This window comes from Bacillus nakamurai, from assembly GCF_001584325.1.
GTDB lineage: Bacteria > Bacillota > Bacilli > Bacillales > Bacillaceae > Bacillus > Bacillus nakamurai.
Map to the genome: position 1 here is coordinate 122,639 of NZ_LSAZ01000002.1, position 16,548 is coordinate 139,186.

Here is a 16,548-nt window from a genome sequence, read left to right on the forward strand (position 1 = left end):
TAAAGGGCATTCGTCTAGTCAAACTTTTTCCTGATACATACAAATATATTGATCAAGAAAAGGAGGTAATGAACCATGAGCGGAGGATATTCAAACGGTTTTGCGCTGCTCGTTGTACTGTTCATTTTGCTTATTATCGTAGGTGCAGCGTACATTTATTAAGCGAGTCGGGATCGCTTTTTATTAAGCGGTCCTTTTCTTCCCCAGGCGACTAATCGTTTCAGCAGTTCACTGCATATGATGTAATTGGAAAAATAAAACGTTTTGTAGGAGGTGCTTTTTTAAGATGGGAGAAGTATTTGCAGGCGGTTTTGCATTGTTGGTCGTGCTGTTCATCTTATTGATCATCATCGGCGCTTCTTGGCTGTACTAAGGGTAAAAAAATATGGCTGTCCGCGTTATTCGCCGGCAGCCATATTTTTTTTGCCCGTTTACACAGTAAAGGAGATCTCGACAAAAGAAGAGATCAATAAAATTAAAATAGATACATTAATAAAGCGGAATACCTTATCCTGCCGGTCTTCAGGAATCTCTCTGACAAGGCATAATGTATTTGTGAGCCTGTTTATGAAATACAGGATAAACAAGGCAGCCACGATAAAATAGAATAAAATAATGGGAGATTCCCCCTCTCTCTGAACTGCTCCCATATTACATTACCAAATATTTATTGAAAAAGATAGAATGTAAGCTGAAAAATCAGCGGGACATCAAGACTCCGGCAATTTTTTTACTAAAATATCGAAACCGTCGGATTCCTGATCGATTAAGCATGATTTGGGCGCTTTCATCAGATGCAGCGCAAACAGAAGGTCGGGCAGACAGTAGCCAGCATGGATGCTTGAAATCATATAAAAATAATGGGCGTGGCTCGGGAACGCCAGCCCGGCGTAAAATAACACCGGCGTGATCAACAAAAACGGGCTTATTGTCGAAATCAGCATAGTCGTTTTTGGTATCCGTTTCCATGTCGGCATCCGCAAAAAATACATCTTCATTTCCTTTTTTCTTTTTTTGCAGATCATCGGCAGGACATGTATGACTTTATGTACAAATAAAGTAACGACAAGCAAAACGCAAAAGGCGGGTACGTAACCGTCACTTAAACTGATATTCGGCCGCAAAAGCCCAAACGCTAAAAAGTTAGATATAAAAAACAGGATCATAAAACCTACAGCAGTTAATAGTAAACGAACCGCACCATAATCTTTAACCAGATTAATGGTTTTCCAGCAATTCATCAGAGTCATCCTTCCGTACAAAGATGGAATACAATCTCAAAATAATTTACTCTCTTCGTGAGAAAAAATCAATCCTTTTTTAGAGAAAAAAATAAACCCGGTGAGGGAAGGGGAGAAGAGACCGGTGAAACATGGAAATGTACGGTTAAAGCTTTCTTCTCTATGCATTATCAGCTAAAATAAGATTAAAGATAGAAAGAAGTGAAACGGATGGATTCAATGGATCAGCGTATCGGGCGGTTAGAATATTACATACAATTGCTGGTGAAAACGGTAGATATGGATAAGTACCCTTTTTATGCGATGATGATTGAAAAAGGGCTGACCGAGGAGGAAGGGGAAGAGGTCGGGCGCATATGCCGCGAATTAGAGGACGAGCTGAGGTCGCAAAAAGCGCAAGGTTTTGTGACATTTGATAAGCTCCTTGCACTTTTTGCGGGACAGCTGAACGAAAAATTAGATGTCCATGAAACTATTTTTGCTCTGTACGAGCAGGGGCTTTATACAGCACTGATGGAAGAATTTATCGAGATCATGAAGCATTTTGATTAACTGTTTATCGGTTCCAGTTCTTCAGCTGTTTCATGGACGGCCTGTTCGCCCGCTTTCTTCTTCAGCTTTCCGTCTTCACTCTCAAAATCATTGTTAATATTCGTAAGTGACTTTTCGAATATCTCCATAAAATCTTCGCCGTAAATGTGGCGGATGACACAAGTTAATTCCTCGACCTCCGGAAACTTCCCGAATAAGTGGTAGAGAGGCTGCGAGCCTTTAAAAACTGCGTTTCTCGTCGGGTCAAACTCCTCAAGCAGACTTTCGAATACATTTACACCTTCTTCGGTTAACTGAATGTACGTGTTTCGTTTGTCATTCAGCCGTTTGGAAAACTTCAAATATCCGCGCTCTTCAAGTTTCTTCGAAAAATTAAATGCCGTTGATACGTGCATGACCCCGAATTTTGCGATTTCAGAAATTGATGCTCCCTTAAGCTGATAAGCAATCCATAAAATATGATGCTCATTGATATTAAGGTCATACGGTTTCAGCCAATTCTGCCAATCCTTTTCTATAGATTTCCAAAGAGCTTTTGACAGCTGTGCCATTTTTTGAGTGTAGATCAGTGCTTCTTTTAGATCGTAAGGCGGTTCAACACGATTCAATCCGATCACCTGCTTCTCATTTTCTTTTTCTCTATTATGCCAATAAAATAAAGATTAATAAAGATTAATAAAGATGAAAATTTAAGAATTTTATAATAAATTCTTGATCCTTTGCTGGGAAAGGCTTTAAAGTATAAGAAAAAAGTGCGGGACGCAATGTGTCCGCACTTTTTTTGATTGGATAGGATATTAGTTTTGTAAGGTTTTCTCCAGCTGTCTGATTTTTTCTTCAATATCAGCGATTTCCTTCTGGAGATCCTGCTGGTGCGGCTTGATTTCCTCCTGCCACTTTTTGATGCTCGTCTGCAGTTCTCCGCCTACGTCTTTAATGACTTCAGCACTTTCTTTCGCCGTTTGGACAAGCTGGTCCTTCAGCGCCTTGCCGTCAGTTTTTAACCGCTTAATTGTTTCCTCAATGGAATTACAATTTTCTTTAATTTTGCCCCGCAGCTCTTTCCCGGATGAAGGAGCCGAAAGCAACACTGCCGCTCCTCCGATCAATCCGCCTACGAAAAGGCCTGTTAAAAGGGAACGTCCGTCAGCCATTTGAAATCACCCCGTTTTTTTTCTCACAAGCTTTTACCATTTTTGTTCAGAAGAATAAACTTCTATACATAGCTTGCTTTATTTTAGCATATTTTTTAAGGGAAAAGGAGGGAGAAGGTTGTCTGTCTTTATGATTGTTTTATCTTGTATGGCTCTTATCTTTGCGTCGGGCGCCGTTTATTACCTGAAATTGCTCGGCCAGGCCGCTTCTTATCCGCCAAAGCGGGTCGTCCGTCAAAAAGCCATTGTCTGCTCAACAGGAACCGCCCTCGCATTGTTCCTTATTTTTTTCACAAAACTCCTGTTATGAAACATGCCGAAACACATTAAAAAACCTCTTCCGAAGCGGAAGAGGTTTAGGTATGCGATTATTTCGCCGTTTCTATCATATTAGACCGTTTTAAGATCGTTTGCACAATCGGATGCATAATGATCATGGCAATGGCGTTCAGCGCTGCCGCCGGAAGGACGACCGCAAGCACGAGGGCTGTGAATCCGCCGGGCAGACCGACGATGAGAAGGGCCAAACCTAAAAAGGCCATTCCTGAAATAATTGTGCCGATCACCGTAATGATGACAGCCGGCACTGTTTTGGCGCTCTTTTTCATCAGCAGCACCAGCGCGAGAAACAGAAACGCCGTCACCGGTTTTTCAATGATGTTCGGAAGCTGGCCGCCCGGAAATGATGTGGTGAGTGCGGAAATGATTCCCGTCACGATTCCGATCATCAATACGTTCTGCACCCGGGGGAATAACAGAATCCCCATAAACATCATCACAAGCATCATATCGGGTTTCATTCCGAATAATACAGGCGGCATGACGGAATGAAGCACCGCCCCGATTGCCGCAAACAGGGCCATAATGACTAACTCTTTTGTTTTCATACTATGCTCTCCTCTGCTAAGCTTTCTTGCCATCCAATAATATGCTCGTCATTTATTGCGATGGCCGGAAATATTGATATGCAAACAGTATATCAAAGGAACCGTTCTGATAGAAGAATTTTTATTCGTTTTCCTGCTGGAACTTTCTCATAAACTGAGCCAATTTTTCACAATCAGCCAGGCTGACTGCATTGTAGATGGAGGCTCTGCAGCCTCCGACTGATCGGTGTCCGCCGAGTCCCGTCATTTTAGCGGCTTTCGCTTCTTCAACGAATTTCTTCGTAAGGCTGTCTTCACGAAGCGTGAATGTTACGTTCATGAGAGAACGGCTGTCCTTTTCAGCATGGCCCGCATAAAAGCCGCCGCTTTCATCAATCGTGCTGTAAATGACATCGGCCTTTTGCTGATTTCGCCGTTCAGCCGCTTCAACGCCCCCGTTTTCTGACAGCCATTCAAGGACGAGACTCAGCATGTAAATCGCAAATGTCGGCGGCGTGTTATACAGCGAGTCTGCTTTTGTATGCGTAGAGTATTTCAGGATCTTAGGAACGTTTTTATTTTCGTTTTCAAGCCATGATTTCTTCATAATAACAACTGTGACACCGGACGGTCCGAGATTCTTTTGGGCGCCGCCGTAAATCACGTCAAACTTGGAAACGTCGATCTTTCTGCTCAAAATGTCGCTCGACATATCGGCTACAAGCGGGATCGGCGAATTCGGGAACTCCTTCCATTGCGTTCCGAAAATCGTGTTATTTGACGTAAGGTGCAAGTAGGCGCCGTCATTGATTCCTGAGAGGTCAGCTTCCGGAATATGGTTGTGGTTTGAATCTGCGCTCGTTGCCGTCACCGCTGTTTGCCCGAACAGCTTCGCTTCGGCAAGAGCTTTTTCAGACCAAGCGCCTGTCACGATGAAGTGGGCCGTTTTTTCAGGTGTTAAGAAGTTCATCGGCAGCATTGAAAATTGAAGGCTTGCGCCGCCTTGGAGGAACAAAATATCATAATCGTCCGGAATGCCCATCAGCTCTTTTAAAAGGCTTTTCGCTTTTTGATGCACCGCCTCATATTCGCTGCTTCGGTGAGACAGCTCCATGACGGACATGCCGCTTTCATTGAAGTTGACAAATTCCTTCTGTGCTTTTTGCAGCACATCTAAAGGAAGGGCTGCCGGTCCTGCGTTGAAATTAGTTGTACGTTCCATGATTACGATCTCTCCCCGTTTTCCGCTTTAATGTAAGAAATATTATAATAATCCTATCACAATTTTTTGCTTTTTTTGATATGAAAAATTAGAATTATTTAAGTTTTTTATTTTTTCGGACGCAAAAAAAACCTCATCATTAAGATGAGGCAAGGCGCTTTCTGACAGAGGACGCGATCGTTTGCAGATCGTCAGGCGTGTAGTCTTCGGTATGTGTCTTCCAGACGGCTCCGAAACCGTCGCCTTTTCCGTAACGCGGAATGATGTGCATATGAAAATGGAACACCGATTGGCCTGCTTTTTCCCCGTTATTATTAAGAATGTTCAGCCCGATCGGCTCAAATTCATCACGAATGGCGCGGGCGACTTTCGGCACGGCTTCAAAATATTCTTTAGACAGCTCCGGTGTAAACTCGTACACGTTTTTAATATGTGTTTTCGGGATGACGAGGGTGTGGCCTTTTGTCACCTGGCTGATGTCAAGAAACGCAACGACGTGTTCATTTTCGTATACTTTTGAAGACGGAATGTCACCGGCTATGATTTTACAAAAAATACAATCGTCCGCTTTATGCATGGATGGGTTCCTCCCTGAAATGAAATATATGTATAATCTCATCGTACCACAAAACCGCCGAAAACAGAAAACAGGATGAACGGCTAAGCGTTCACCCTGAATGCAGAAGTACAAGCTTTATCGCAGAAAATATAATATGCCTTTGGTAAGCACCTCATTTGTTTTTAAAATGAAGACTTATGGGTATGCTTATTGATTCCTGGGACAAACACCTCATTTGATTATTTCATCATTACTGAAGAACATCATCAAAGCAGTGAGTGAAGAAATAGTAAGCATCGGACATGTTGATTTTCATCCAACTGTTCTAAGACGTCTTTAACAAACACCTCATTTTCAGTTGATTAAAGCTGTTTCCTTCTACACACATTATGATGTCCTTAAAAAGTATAGATATGTGCGTTTTTTTACATTGGGAAAAAGGGAATCGTTTCAAATCAGACTTTATTTTTGGTACTATGAAGAAAAATGAATTTGAAGGGGAGAAATTATGTCTCTGCTATCGGTAAAAGACTTAACCGGCGGTTACACGAGAAACCCGGTTTTAAAAAATGTTTCATTTACCCTGGAACCGAACCAGATTGTCGGGTTAATCGGATTGAACGGTGCGGGCAAAAGCACGACGATCCGGCATATCATCGGTTTAATGGACCCGCATAAAGGCTCAATCGAGCTGAACGGAAAAACATTTTCGGAAGATAAAGAAAGCTACCGTTCGCAATTTACGTATATCCCTGAAACACCGGTGCTGTATGAAGAGCTGACGCTTAAGGAGCATTTGGAATTGACGGCCATGGCGTACGGTCTTTCAAAAGAAACGATGGAAAAAAGGCTTCCTCCGCTTCTCAAAGAATTCAGAATGGAAAAAAGACTGAAATGGTTTCCGGCGCATTTTTCCAAAGGAATGAAGCAGAAAGTCATGATCATGTGCGCATTTCTCGCCGAACCGTCGCTTTATATCATTGATGAGCCGTTTCTCGGGCTTGATCCGCTTGCGATTAATGCGTTATTGGAGAGGATGGACGCCGCGAAAAAAGCCGGAGCGAGCGTGCTGATGTCTACACATATTTTGGCAACGGCAGAACGCTATTGTGACGCTTTCATCATTTTACATAACGGCGAGGTGCGGGCGAGCGGCACGCTGCAGGAGCTGAGAGAGCAGTTCGGCATGAGAGACGCCGCCCTTGATGATTTGTATGTTGAATTAACGAAGGAAGACGCCGGCCATGAATAAGATGTCTACTATTTGGCAGTCGCGGCTTGAGGAGCATATAAAGGAAACAAGAATGTACATGAAATATATGCTCAATGATCATCTCGTCATTGTGCTGATCTTTTTCATTGCCGGCGCCGCGAGCTGGTACAGCAAGTGGGTAAAAGACATTCCTGCCCATTTCCCGTCCTTTTGGGTGATGGCGGTGCTGTTTTCATTTGTCCTGACCGGCTCGTACGTACGGACGCTATTAAAGGAAGCGGATCTCGTTTTTTTACTGCCCCTGGAACCGAAAATGGGGTCTTATTTTAAGCAGTCGTTCAGGTACAGTTATCTGTCGCAGCTTTTTCCGCTTATTGCGCTTTCACTTGTATGTATGCCTCTTTATTTCGCCGTAAGCCCCGGTGCGTCGCTGACGGCTTATGCGGCTGTTTTCATCCAGATGCTGGCTGTGAAAGCGTGGAACCAGGCGATGGAGTGGCGGATGACGTTTATGAATGACAGAAGCATGAAACTGATGGATGCAGTCATTCGTTTTATCTGCAATATGCTGCTTTTATACTTCATATTGCAATCGTTTTATGCGTACGCGATTGCCGTATATGTCGTCATGGCGGGTCTTTATGTGTATTTTACCTCGGCTGCAAAACATAAGTCGTTAAAATGGGAAGCTCATATTGAATATGAATTGAGACGGAAACAGCGGTTTTACAGAATAGCCAATCTGTTTACAGATGTGCCTCATCTGAAGAAACAGGCGAAACGCAGAGCATATCTCGACTTTTTGCTCAGGATGATTCCGTTTGAACAGCGGAAAACGTTCTCCTACATGTATGCGCGGGCCTTTCTGCGCTCAAACGATTATCTCGGCATTCAAGTCAGGCTCACGATTATCTTTATACTGATTATTATGCTCGTATCCTCCAGCCCATGGATTACGGCTGCTTTAACGGTATTTACCATCTTTATCACCGGCATTCAGCTTCTCCCGCTTTTCGGTCACTTTCATCATCTCTCGCTGCAAGAGCTGTATCCCGTAAAGCAAAACATTAAGCTGAAAAGCTTCTTTTCTTTAATGAAAACGGCACTAGTTGTGCAGGCTCTGCTGCTTTCTGCTGCATCAGGCTATGCGGCGGGCATCGCCGGGGCGCTGTATGCCGCTGTAGGTTCAGCCGTTCTCATTTATGCGCTTTTGCCTTCATATATGGGCGGCAGACTGAAAAAATACGGAAAGCTGTAATCAAGCCGGTTTTTGAGACAAAACTCTATGAAAGAAGGAGAGTAAATGACCGACGATCAGCAGCTGGTGCAGGAAGCCCTGCAATGGAAAACGCGTTTTTTGCGGAAGGACTCCATGTTTGAACGGTTTTCTAAAGGAATGCAAGGGAAAATAAACGAGCGAATCCCCGAAAAGATTCATGCTGCGATTACAGAAAGCATTAAAAAAATGACGGAAGCGACGATGGCTGGCTCAAATCTGATTAAGGCAAAGCGGGATACAAGCGGTATGTCTCTCCGGGAAAAAGATTCTCTCGCCAGACAAACGATCGCTTCTTACCAAAAGATCGCGGCTGCGGAAGGAATCGGCACGGGAGCAGGCGGCATCTTTTTAGGAATGGCTGATTTTCCGCTGCTGTTGTCCATTAAAATGAAATGCTTATTCGATCTTTCTTCCATATATGGTTTCGATGTGGAAAAAAGAGATGAAAGATTGTTTTTACTGTTCATTTTTCAGTTTGCTTTCTCCAGCGGCGAGCAGCGGAAACGCGTGTTTTCAATCATTGAAAAGTGGGACTCAAACAAGCACGATGTGGATTGGAGAGTTTTTCAGCAGGAATACCGTGATTATCTGGATGTCGTGAAATTGTTTCAGCTTTTGCCGGTCGTCGGAGCCGCCGTGGGCGGAGCGGCCAATTATAAGCTTTTGTCTCAGCTTGGGGAGACGGCAAGACATGTTTTTCATTTGAGAATGGCAGCAGCCGGTACGTAATGTACCGGCTGTTTTTTATGATGAAGCGGGGTAACTTACAGCTGCGGCGGCGAGCACTTTGGCAGCCGTAAGCATTGCTTTTTCATTGAAATCAAATTTCGGGTGGTGGTGGGGATAAATGTGTTCCGCATTCTCAGGCGCGGCGCCCGTAAAAAAGAATGTGCCTTTTACGTTTTGCAGATAATAGGCAAAATCTTCACCGGCCATTTGCGGCTCTCCTTCGGCTACGTTTGTCACGCCTTCTGTTTCACCGGCGACGGCTGCTGCGTGAGCGGTTTCCTCGGGGTGATTGACCACCGCCGGATAGCCGCGGTTAAAACGATATTCATAAGAAGCGGAATGCATGGCGCAGATTCCTTTTACGACAGCCTCTATTTCTGTTTCAAGCAGATCGCGGACATCTTCATCAAACGAGCGGACGGTGCCGGTTATCTCTGCCTGGTCAGCAATTGCATTGAATGGATTTTCAGCGACGAAAGATCCTGCTGAAATGACGGCCGCCTGCACCGGATTCACCCGCCGGCTGACAATATGCTGAAGGGCAGTGACAATTTGCGATCCGATTAAAATGGCGTCCTTCGTATCATGAGGGATCGCGCCATGGCCGCCTTTTCCGAGCACTTTAATGGTGAATCTGTCAGCTGCGGCCATCACTGCGCCTGAGCGGCATAAAATCGTTCCGCCAGGTTCGGTCGCCCATAAATGGGTGCCGAAAATGGCATCGACATTCTCCAGGCAGCCGTCTTCAATCATCGGTTTCGCCCCGCCCGGAGAAAATTCCTCGGCATGCTGGTGGATCATCACGAATGTTCCTTTCAGCTTATCCCGATTGTGATAAAGGACTTTTCCGACTGCAAGCAGGGCTGCCGTATGGCCGTCGTGGCCGCAGGCATGCATGACGCCGGGCACTTGTGACGCATAGGACACGTCTTTTTCATCCTGTATGGGCAAAGCATCAAAATCCGCACGCAGCGCCACAGCCGGTCCGGGTTCGATGCCCTCGATATAGGCGACAACACCGTTTCCTCCCACATTCGTCCGGATAGGGACGCCGAGCTTTTCGTAAAACGAGGCGATAAACGCCGGCGTTTTTTTCTCTTTAAAGGAAAGTTCGGGATTCATGTGAAGGTGCCGCCTCATCTCAACCATTTCTTCATACAACCCGTCAAGCTGTTCATGTAAGCTTTTTTGAAGTGTCGTTAACGTCAAAAGCGATAGCCCCCTCGTCTGCTTTTCTCATGATTGTATAGAAAAAGTCGGAAAATTTCAATCTTTTCGCTACGGCAAAATGATGATGGCGGCGATTGTGGTGACAATCAGGCCGATTGTGACGGGGAGAAAATTTTTCCTCGCCAGTTCAAAAGGATCAACTTTACAAATCGCCGCAGCGGGGATAAGGGCCCACGGGACCAATGTTCCGCCACCGACCCAAATTGCCGACAGCTGGCCCAGCGCCGTTAAAACCGCGGGATTGGTATGAAGCGCCGCCGCAAAAAGCTTTGCCATCGAGCCGGCAAGGGAAATGCCGGAAAAACCTGAACCGTCAAGCCCTGTTATGGCCCCGACTGCTGTGAGGGCAATCCCGGCAAATTCCCCGGACATCGGGAAGGAGTGGGATAATGCCAAGCCGAGATCGTTTACGATTCCCGCCGACGCCTGCGGAAGAGGGGTGTGCAGAATGCTTTCAAAGCCTGAATCACCGAGGTAAAAGAAGGCCGCAATCGGAATCACGGGACCGAATACCTTAAAGCCGAATTGAAAACCGCCGATAAAATACCCAGTGATCTTTTCCAAATGTCTTTGTCTATAAACAATGAAATGGACGATAAGGAGGATGCCGATCGCCGTTCCGCCGACTAATGCGGTGGCGTCATTTCCTTGAAGGCGATACACAAGCATACAGACAATATCAGCAAGAAAAACAAGGGGAATCAAGAGCGCTAAAAAAATCCTGAGCTTTTTCGGCAAATAAAGGCTTGTATCCTGAGAGTCAGAAGTGCTGAATGACAGGGAGGGCTGTGCTTTTTTTCGGTCGCGCATGATGATAACAAAAGCGGTGATCGTCGTTGTCAGCCCCATGATTAAGACGAGCGGAATGCTTGCCTGCATGACATCGCCGACAGGAATTCCGGCGGCATCAGCCGTTAATTTCGGCGCTGCCTGAATGACGTAATCGCCTGATAAAGCAAATCCGTGGCCGAACAGATTCATCGCCATCGCAGCGGCGATCGGCGAAAGGCCCGCGCGGATCGCTGCGGGAAGCAAAACAGCGCCGATTAAAGCGACTCCCGGAGACGGCCAGAAAAAAAGGGAGATGACAAACATCAGGCAGCCGATCACCCAATATGCGACAGCCGGCCCCTTCATCAGCCGCGCAAATGGAGAAATCATCGCTTCATTAATACCCGTTTTGGTTAAAAGGCCGCTCATCGACACGATAAAACAAATGATAAAAATGGTCGGCAGCAATTCCCCGGCAGCATACGTAAAGCTGTGAAATAAACTGCTGACCGAAGCGGAGAAAGAATGCGTCGTCCATAACGCAATCACAAAAATACCGGCCAGTGAGATGAAGGTTGTATCTTTTCTAAGCAGCATAAATACAATAATCGCTGCGATAAATGCCACATAAAGCAGATGAACCGAGAAGGCGCCGATCTCCAATTGAACCACCCCGTTTACAAATTGATTGCTACAGGTTATTCATAGGCGGGCGGATGGTGCAAAGGAGTATGTTGAAAACAGGACATAAAAAAAGCCGGAGTGTCCCCCGGCGGTTTAGTCTATTGCGTAATAAGCGGTTACATAAGAAGGGCGTGAGAAAATGGATGTTGTGTCCATCCCGGCTGATGTTCCGCGTTTTTTATGGGCTTCTTGATAGGAGCTTGACTGCTGCCAGTTCTGAAAGGCTTTTTCTTTTTCCCACAAGGTAAGGATGACATACGTATCGCCTTCAAGCGGCCTTAACACACGAATGGCTTCAAAGCCGGGTTCATTTTCCACCTTGCCGGCGCGGTTTTTAAACCTGTTTTCAAACAGCGGCCTGCCTTCCTGAGTGACGGCGATATTGTTCAGCACCGCATAGCCCGGATGTTTGATTTCTCCGGCGCTGTCAACGATTTCATACGAATGGGGCGCCTGGAAAACGGTTTCTCCGTTTGTCTCATGGATTAAAATCGCATTTTCTTCACCCTGCATCAGCACCATCTTCTCGTCAGGATGTTTCTTTGCAATCGTTTTTAAAAAATCGGCTGTCCCATATGTAATATAAACTTTCATTTCAGCCACCTCCTGCTTGCTAGTATATCAAAAGAGTGGTATAAGTTTCTATTGGCGACTCATTCTGACATAATTCCAAACAATATTTCCCATACTACAGGTTAAAGAAAGGCGAGGTGACTCATGCTGAAAAAGAAAAAGAAACTCTTTATTCCATTAGTAATTGCAGCTGCAACCGCTTTTCTCGCGTTAATCGGATATATTATCATTATTTTTCTCGGCCATTATGTCATCGACGAAAAGAAACTGATTCTTCATGCTTCATCAAAAATCGTGGATCAAAACGGCGATGAGATTGCAAGCCTTTATACGGAGAACCGTGAGCCGGTCTCCATTCGGGAAGTTCCGAAGGATGTAAGAGAAGCGTTTATCGCTGTTGAGGATAAACGATTTTATGAGCATCACGGCATTGATGTAAAGTCTGTCGGACGAGCGGTTTTCCGCGATATTCTAGCAGGCGGCAAGGTGGAAGGCGGGAGCACGATCACCCAGCAGCTGGCGAAAAATATCTTTCTGACAAATGATAAAACCTTTTTGCGAAAGACGAAAGAAGTCATTATCGCGATTAATCTTGAGCGTGATTACAGCAAGGACAAGCTGCTTGAAATGTATCTCAACCAGCTCTATTTCGGACACGGCGTCTACGGCATCCAATCGGCGTCCCATTATTATTTCAATAAAGAGGTAAAAGATTTAACCGTTGCAGAAGGAGCGGTGCTGGCGGCTATTCCGAAGGGCCCTTCCCTGTATTCGCCGATTCAGCATCCTGACAAAAATAAAGAAAGGCGAGACACGATTCTCGCGATGATGAACGATCAAGGCTATATCAGCGCAAAAGAGGCCGTCAGAGCCGAGGGGCAGACATTGGGTCTGCATGTCAAAAAAACATCTGAAACGCCTTGGTTTGACAGCTATATCGACCTCGTCATCAAGGAAGCGGAAGAGCGATATTCGATGTCAGGCGAACAGCTGCTGCAAGGCGGTTATACGATTCAAACATCGCTTGATTCCAAGCTGCAAAAAACGGCATATACGCTCATGAAGGAAAACGGCTATTTTCCGGGGACGGATCAATCGGCAGAAGGAAGCGCCGTTTTTATCGATAATAAGACGGGAGGCGTCAGGGCGGCGATCGGCGGACGGGACTATGTGTCGAAGGGATACAACCGTGCGACGGCGCCGCGCCAGCCGGGTTCAACGTTTAAGCCGCTTGCGGTGTACGGACCGGCTATGCAGGAAAACAAATTTAAACCGTATTCTCTCCTGCAAGATAAACTGCAATCATATGACGGATACGAGCCGAAAAATTATGACGGGCAATATGCGGGTGAGGTAACGATGCAAGATGCGATTACATACAGCAAAAATGCGCCCGCCGTCTGGACATTGAAGGAAATCGGCGTGGAAACGGGGAAGTCGTATTTGGAGAAAAACGGGATGAACGTTCCTGACAACGGACTGGCAATCGCACTCGGCGGTTTGTCAAAGGGAGTCACTCCGCTTCAGCTTGCAGGAGGTTATCATACATTTGTGGCAAACGGGATCTATACGGCGCCATTTTTTATTGTGAAAATAACAGATGAAGACGGAGAAACCGCAGCCGAACATAAAAGCGGCAAGACACATGTATTCAGCAGCCAGACGGCTTGGAATATGACGAGGATGCTTCAGCAGGTCGTAAAAAAAGGCACCGCTTCACAAGGGAGCTTTCAAGGTGACCTGGCGGGAAAAACCGGCACGACCTCATACACAGGCATCTCAGGAGCCACGAAGGACGCTTGGTTTGCGGGATACAGCCCGAGCCTGACTGGAGCTATTTGGATGGGGTATGACAAAACGGATAAGACCCATTACCTAAAAGGCGGGAGCCAGTATCCGGTCAGACTGTTTAAGGATATCGTCACGAGAGCTGGCGAAAGCGGCGGGGCATTTAAAAAGCCGGATAATGTAAAAGAGCTGGGAAGCCCGATTGAGCTGAAACCTGTGACATCACTGTCAGCCCGCTATACATTTAAGGCAATGGGACTGTTTACGGTGGCATTAAAATGGGATGCCCAAGAGGATGAGCGGGTTGTTTACCGAATATATGTGAAGAAAGATGGAAAAGACAAGCTTCAGGATTCCGTAAAAGGCAAAGGCAGCTTTGATATTCCGTATGCGAATCTGTTTTCGGGAGCTTCATACAAAGTGGTTCCTTATAATACACAGACGAAACAAGAAGGAGAGGGAACCGAATACGTTCAGCCGAAGCTCTTTTCTTCATAAAGCGAATTCGGCGATTTTTTGAACATTAAGCCTCAATTCTATACCATTTTAAAAAAACAAGGTATAGTGTAATGGGCGAAGAACACGAACGTATGGTTGCAGGAGGAAAGGTGGAAATTCAGATGAGTAAACGAGAAGCGTTTAATGATACGTTTTTAAAAGCGGCACGGGGAGAAAAAGCGGGTCACGTCCCGGTTTGGTATATGAGGCAGGCGGGGCGCTCGCAGCCGGAATACCGCAAGCTGAAGGAAAAATACGGCTTAGTCGAAATCACGCATCAGCCCGAGCTGTGCGCTTATGTGACAAGGCTGCCGGTCGAGCAGTACGGAGTGGACGCTGCCATTTTATATAAAGATATTATGACGCCGCTCCCTTATATCGGAGTGGACGTTGAAATTAAAAACGGAATCGGCCCGGTGATCGATCAACCGGTGCGTTCCATGGCGGATATTGAAAAGCTCGGCGAACTGAATCCTGAGCAGGATGTTCCTTACGTGCTTGAAACGATTCGGTTACTCGTAAACGAACAGCTGAACGTTCCGCTCATCGGTTTTTCGGGAGCGCCTTTTACGCTGGCCAGTTATATGATTGAAGGCGGCCCTTCAAAAAATTACAATAAAACGAAAGCGTTTATGCACAGTATGCCCCACGCGTGGCAGCTGCTGATGGATAAGCTCGCAGACATGATTATCGTGTACGCCAAAGCGCAAATCAAAGCGGGCGCCAAAGCCATTCAGATTTTCGATTCATGGGTCGGCGCGCTGAACCGCGAGGATTACCGTCTGTATATTAAACCGGTGATGGACAGAATTTTCCGGGAGCTTGCCGCAGAAAATGTGCCGCTGACCATGTTCGGCGTAGGCGCCAGCCATCTCGCGCAGGATTGGCATGACCTTCCTCTTGACGTCGTCGGTCTTGATTGGAGACTCAGCATAGAAGAAGCCAGAAAACAAGGCATTACAAAAACCGTTCAGGGCAATCTTGATCCGTCGCTCCTTCTCGCGCCGTGGGAAGTCATCGAAGAAAAAGCGAAAGCGATTCTTGATCAAGGCATGAAAACGGACCGCTTTATTTTTAATTTAGGGCACGGCGTATTCCCTGATGTAAAACCGGAAACGCTGCAAAAGCTGACGGCGTTTGTACATGAATACTCCTCAGCCAAAAAAACGGAACAATCTTCCTGAGCAAATCGTTGGTTATAAGAAGGTTTTACTGTCAAAATCATGATAGACCATCAAAAGAGGTGTTACAAAATGAGCAGCAAAAAGAAAATGGGGCTTCTTGTCATGGCTTACGGAACGCCTTACAAAGAAGAGGACATAGAACGGTATTATACACATATCAGACGCGGGAGAAAGCCGGAACCGCACATGCTTCAAGATTTAAAGGACAGATATGAAGCGATCGGAGGCATTTCTCCGCTTGCGAAAATTACCCAGGAGCAGGCGGAAAAGCTCGAACAGCATTTAAATGAAATTCAGGATGACGTGACATTCAAGGTGTATATCGGCCTGAAGCATATTGAACCGTTTATCGAGGATGCGGTAGCGGACATGCATAAGGACGGCATTACAGAAGCCGTCAGCCTTGTGCTTGCTCCTCACTTTTCGACATTCAGCGTCCAGTCCTATAACAAGCGCGCGAAAGAAGAAGCTGACAGGCTCGGCGGCTTGTCAATCAAGTCTGTTGAAAGCTGGTACGATGAGCCGAAATTCGTGGGCTATTGGGTCAGCCAAGTGAAGAAAACGTATGAAGCAATGCCGAAAGCAGAACGCGATGAGGCTATGCTTATCGTCTCAGCGCACAGCCTCCCTGAAAAAATCAAGGAATACGGCGATCCGTACCCGGACCAGCTGCAGGAGTCAGCAAAACTGATTGCAGAAGGCGCCGGAATTACCGACTACGCCGTAGGCTGGCAAAGTGAAGGGAACACTCCTGATCCTTGGCTCGGACCTGATGTGCAGGATTTGACGCGCGAATTGTATCAGCAGCATGCTTATAAAGCGTTTGTATATGTGCCTGTTGGTTTTGTTGCCGATCATTTAGAAGTGCTTTACGATAATGATTATGAATGCAGAGCCGTTACTGATGAAGTCGGCGCAAGCTACTATCGTCCGGCTATGCCGAATGCACAGCCTGAATTTATCGACGCGCTTGCAACGGTCGTTCTGAAGAAGCTGGACAATTAG

At 46.0% G+C, this 16,548-nt stretch carries 20 protein-coding genes; 10 read left to right on the top strand and 10 right to left on the bottom strand.

What is annotated here, in order from left to right; genetic code table 11:
- Window positions 1-75: 75 nt before the first annotated feature.
- Both yhzE1 and yhzE2 read left to right on the top strand, forming a co-directional pair.
- Complete coding sequence (yhzE1, locus tag AXI59_RS18975; protein ID WP_003327753.1) at window positions 76-162, top strand: sporulation protein YhzE1; 87 nt, start codon at window positions 76-78, stop codon at window positions 160-162.
- 124 nt (window positions 163-286) lie between these two features.
- Entirely contained in the window at window positions 287-373 is an 87-nt protein-coding gene (gene yhzE2, locus AXI59_RS01200) for a sporulation protein YhzE2 (RefSeq protein WP_003155248.1), read from the top strand.
- 58 nt (window positions 374-431) lie between these two features.
- Here yhzE2 and AXI59_RS01205 read toward each other — a convergent pair whose 3' ends face one another.
- Together AXI59_RS01205 and AXI59_RS01210 are read right to left on the bottom strand one after the other, a co-directional pair.
- Window positions 432-650 carry a hypothetical protein gene (locus tag AXI59_RS01205; RefSeq protein WP_003155245.1) on the bottom strand — a complete coding sequence of 73 codons (219 nt, stop codon included), beginning with the start codon at window positions 648-650 and terminating at the stop codon, window positions 432-434.
- A 60-nt stretch (window positions 651-710) separates the two neighbouring features.
- Entirely contained in the window at window positions 711-1,241 is a 531-nt protein-coding gene (locus AXI59_RS01210; protein ID WP_061521441.1) for a DUF3267 domain-containing protein, read from the bottom strand.
- Window positions 1,242-1,451: 210 nt separating this feature from the next.
- On the opposite strand from AXI59_RS01210, the gene AXI59_RS01215 reads away from it, so the two are divergent.
- Window positions 1,452-1,793, top strand: a complete 342-nt coding sequence (locus tag AXI59_RS01215) for a YhaI family protein (RefSeq protein ID WP_061521442.1) — start codon at window positions 1,452-1,454, stop codon at window positions 1,791-1,793.
- Here AXI59_RS01215 and AXI59_RS01220 read toward each other — a convergent pair.
- Together AXI59_RS01220 and AXI59_RS01225 are read right to left on the bottom strand one after the other, a co-directional pair.
- A complete protein-coding gene (locus AXI59_RS01220; RefSeq protein WP_061527153.1) occupies window positions 1,790-2,401 on the bottom strand; it encodes an HTH-type transcriptional regulator Hpr in 612 nt (203 codons plus the stop codon). The two genes, AXI59_RS01215 and AXI59_RS01220, sit on opposite strands and share 4 nt — an antisense overlap.
- A gap of 189 nt (window positions 2,402-2,590) precedes the next feature.
- The gene (locus AXI59_RS01225) at window positions 2,591-2,947 is read right to left on the bottom strand and encodes a YtxH domain-containing protein (protein WP_061521444.1); all 357 of its coding nucleotides are present in this window, start codon (window positions 2,945-2,947) and stop codon (window positions 2,591-2,593) included.
- Between the two features lie 118 nt (window positions 2,948-3,065).
- Between AXI59_RS01225 and yhzF the strand changes: the two genes are divergently transcribed.
- A complete protein-coding gene (gene yhzF, locus AXI59_RS01230) occupies window positions 3,066-3,257 on the top strand; it encodes a membrane protein YhzF (protein WP_061521445.1) in 192 nt (63 codons plus the stop codon).
- A 58-nt stretch (window positions 3,258-3,315) separates the two neighbouring features.
- Here the strand turns inward: yhzF and AXI59_RS01235 are convergent, their stop codons facing one another.
- The 3 genes from AXI59_RS01235 to AXI59_RS01245 form a co-directional block, all read right to left on the bottom strand.
- On the bottom strand, window positions 3,316-3,834 hold the full coding sequence (locus tag AXI59_RS01235) for a tryptophan transporter (protein WP_061527154.1): 519 nt from the start codon (window positions 3,832-3,834) through the stop codon (window positions 3,316-3,318).
- Between the two features lie 121 nt (window positions 3,835-3,955).
- On the bottom strand, window positions 3,956-5,035 hold the full coding sequence (gene serC / locus AXI59_RS01240) for a 3-phosphoserine/phosphohydroxythreonine transaminase (RefSeq protein WP_061527155.1): 1,080 nt from the start codon (window positions 5,033-5,035) through the stop codon (window positions 3,956-3,958).
- A gap of 139 nt (window positions 5,036-5,174) precedes the next feature.
- Window positions 5,175-5,612: an HIT family protein gene (locus AXI59_RS01245; RefSeq protein ID WP_061521448.1), complete on the bottom strand. Its 438-nt coding sequence runs from the start codon at window positions 5,610-5,612 to the stop codon at window positions 5,175-5,177.
- A 490-nt stretch (window positions 5,613-6,102) separates the two neighbouring features.
- Here AXI59_RS01245 and ecsA point away from each other — a divergent pair, with 490 nt between their 5' ends.
- From ecsA to AXI59_RS01260, 3 genes are read left to right on the top strand one after another with little or no spacing between them, the layout of a single operon-like run.
- Window positions 6,103-6,846 (top strand): ABC transporter ATP-binding protein EcsA, encoded by a 744-nt coding sequence (gene ecsA / locus AXI59_RS01250; RefSeq protein ID WP_061521449.1) that lies wholly within the window; start codon window positions 6,103-6,105, stop codon window positions 6,844-6,846.
- Window positions 6,839-8,065, top strand: a complete 1,227-nt coding sequence (locus tag AXI59_RS01255) for an ABC transporter permease (RefSeq protein ID WP_061527156.1) — start codon at window positions 6,839-6,841, stop codon at window positions 8,063-8,065. The genes ecsA and AXI59_RS01255 overlap by 8 nt, the downstream gene beginning before the upstream one ends.
- A 45-nt stretch (window positions 8,066-8,110) precedes the next feature.
- A complete protein-coding gene (locus tag AXI59_RS01260; RefSeq protein ID WP_061527157.1) occupies window positions 8,111-8,815 on the top strand; it encodes an EcsC family protein in 705 nt (234 codons plus the stop codon).
- A gap of 15 nt (window positions 8,816-8,830) precedes the next feature.
- Here the strand turns inward: AXI59_RS01260 and AXI59_RS01265 are convergent, their stop codons facing one another.
- From AXI59_RS01265 to hmoB, 3 genes are all read right to left on the bottom strand, one after another.
- Window positions 8,831-10,024, bottom strand: a complete 1,194-nt coding sequence (locus AXI59_RS01265; RefSeq protein WP_061527158.1) for a M20 family metallopeptidase — start codon at window positions 10,022-10,024, stop codon at window positions 8,831-8,833.
- 69 nt (window positions 10,025-10,093) lie between these two features.
- On the bottom strand, window positions 10,094-11,479 hold the full coding sequence (locus AXI59_RS01270) for a hypothetical protein (protein WP_061527159.1): 1,386 nt from the start codon (window positions 11,477-11,479) through the stop codon (window positions 10,094-10,096).
- A 114-nt stretch (window positions 11,480-11,593) separates the two neighbouring features.
- Window positions 11,594-12,094, bottom strand: a complete 501-nt coding sequence (gene hmoB / locus AXI59_RS01275; protein ID WP_061527160.1) for a heme-degrading oxygenase HmoB — start codon at window positions 12,092-12,094, stop codon at window positions 11,594-11,596.
- A 123-nt stretch (window positions 12,095-12,217) separates the two neighbouring features.
- Between hmoB and AXI59_RS01280 the strand changes: the two genes are divergently transcribed.
- The 3 genes from AXI59_RS01280 (at window position 12,218) to hemH (ending at window position 16,548) form a co-directional block, all read left to right on the top strand.
- On the top strand, window positions 12,218-14,359 hold the full coding sequence (locus AXI59_RS01280) for a transglycosylase domain-containing protein (protein ID WP_061527161.1): 2,142 nt from the start codon (window positions 12,218-12,220) through the stop codon (window positions 14,357-14,359).
- A gap of 122 nt (window positions 14,360-14,481) precedes the next feature.
- Window positions 14,482-15,543 carry a uroporphyrinogen decarboxylase gene (hemE, locus tag AXI59_RS01285; protein WP_061527208.1) on the top strand — a complete coding sequence of 354 codons (1,062 nt, stop codon included), beginning with the start codon at window positions 14,482-14,484 and terminating at the stop codon, window positions 15,541-15,543.
- Between the two features lie 69 nt (window positions 15,544-15,612).
- Complete coding sequence (gene hemH / locus AXI59_RS01290; RefSeq protein ID WP_061521456.1) at window positions 15,613-16,548, top strand: ferrochelatase; 936 nt, start codon at window positions 15,613-15,615, stop codon at window positions 16,546-16,548.

What these genes read in the sequence shown, in the direction of transcription:
- AXI59_RS01235 (WP_061527154.1), bottom strand. Translation starts at nt 3,834, where the DNA reads ATGAAAACAAAAGAGTTAGTCATTATGGCCCTGTTTGCGGCAATCGGG.
- AXI59_RS01210 (WP_061521441.1), bottom strand. Translation starts at nt 1,241, where the DNA reads ATGAATTGCTGGAAAACCATTAATCTGGTTAAAGATTATGGTGCGGTT.
- ecsA (WP_061521449.1), top strand. Translation starts at nt 6,103, where the DNA reads ATGTCTCTGCTATCGGTAAAAGACTTAACCGGCGGTTACACGAGAAAC.
- AXI59_RS01255 (WP_061527156.1), top strand. Translation starts at nt 6,839, where the DNA reads ATGAATAAGATGTCTACTATTTGGCAGTCGCGGCTTGAGGAGCATATA.
- hemE (WP_061527208.1), top strand. Translation starts at nt 14,482, where the DNA reads ATGAGTAAACGAGAAGCGTTTAATGATACGTTTTTAAAAGCGGCACGG.
- AXI59_RS01225 (WP_061521444.1), bottom strand. Translation starts at nt 2,947, where the DNA reads ATGGCTGACGGACGTTCCCTTTTAACAGGCCTTTTCGTAGGCGGATTG.
- hmoB (WP_061527160.1), bottom strand. Translation starts at nt 12,094, where the DNA reads ATGAAAGTTTATATTACATATGGGACAGCCGATTTTTTAAAAACGATT.
- AXI59_RS01280 (WP_061527161.1), top strand. Translation starts at nt 12,218, where the DNA reads ATGCTGAAAAAGAAAAAGAAACTCTTTATTCCATTAGTAATTGCAGCT.
- yhzE1 (WP_003327753.1), top strand. Translation starts at nt 76, where the DNA reads ATGAGCGGAGGATATTCAAACGGTTTTGCGCTGCTCGTTGTACTGTTC.
- hemH (WP_061521456.1), top strand. Translation starts at nt 15,613, where the DNA reads ATGAGCAGCAAAAAGAAAATGGGGCTTCTTGTCATGGCTTACGGAACG.
- AXI59_RS01260 (WP_061527157.1), top strand. Translation starts at nt 8,111, where the DNA reads ATGACCGACGATCAGCAGCTGGTGCAGGAAGCCCTGCAATGGAAAACG.
- AXI59_RS01245 (WP_061521448.1), bottom strand. Translation starts at nt 5,612, where the DNA reads ATGCATAAAGCGGACGATTGTATTTTTTGTAAAATCATAGCCGGTGAC.
- serC (WP_061527155.1), bottom strand. Translation starts at nt 5,035, where the DNA reads ATGGAACGTACAACTAATTTCAACGCAGGACCGGCAGCCCTTCCTTTA.
- AXI59_RS01215 (WP_061521442.1), top strand. Translation starts at nt 1,452, where the DNA reads ATGGATTCAATGGATCAGCGTATCGGGCGGTTAGAATATTACATACAA.
- AXI59_RS01205 (WP_003155245.1), bottom strand. Translation starts at nt 650, where the DNA reads ATGGGAGCAGTTCAGAGAGAGGGGGAATCTCCCATTATTTTATTCTAT.
- yhzE2 (WP_003155248.1), top strand. Translation starts at nt 287, where the DNA reads ATGGGAGAAGTATTTGCAGGCGGTTTTGCATTGTTGGTCGTGCTGTTC.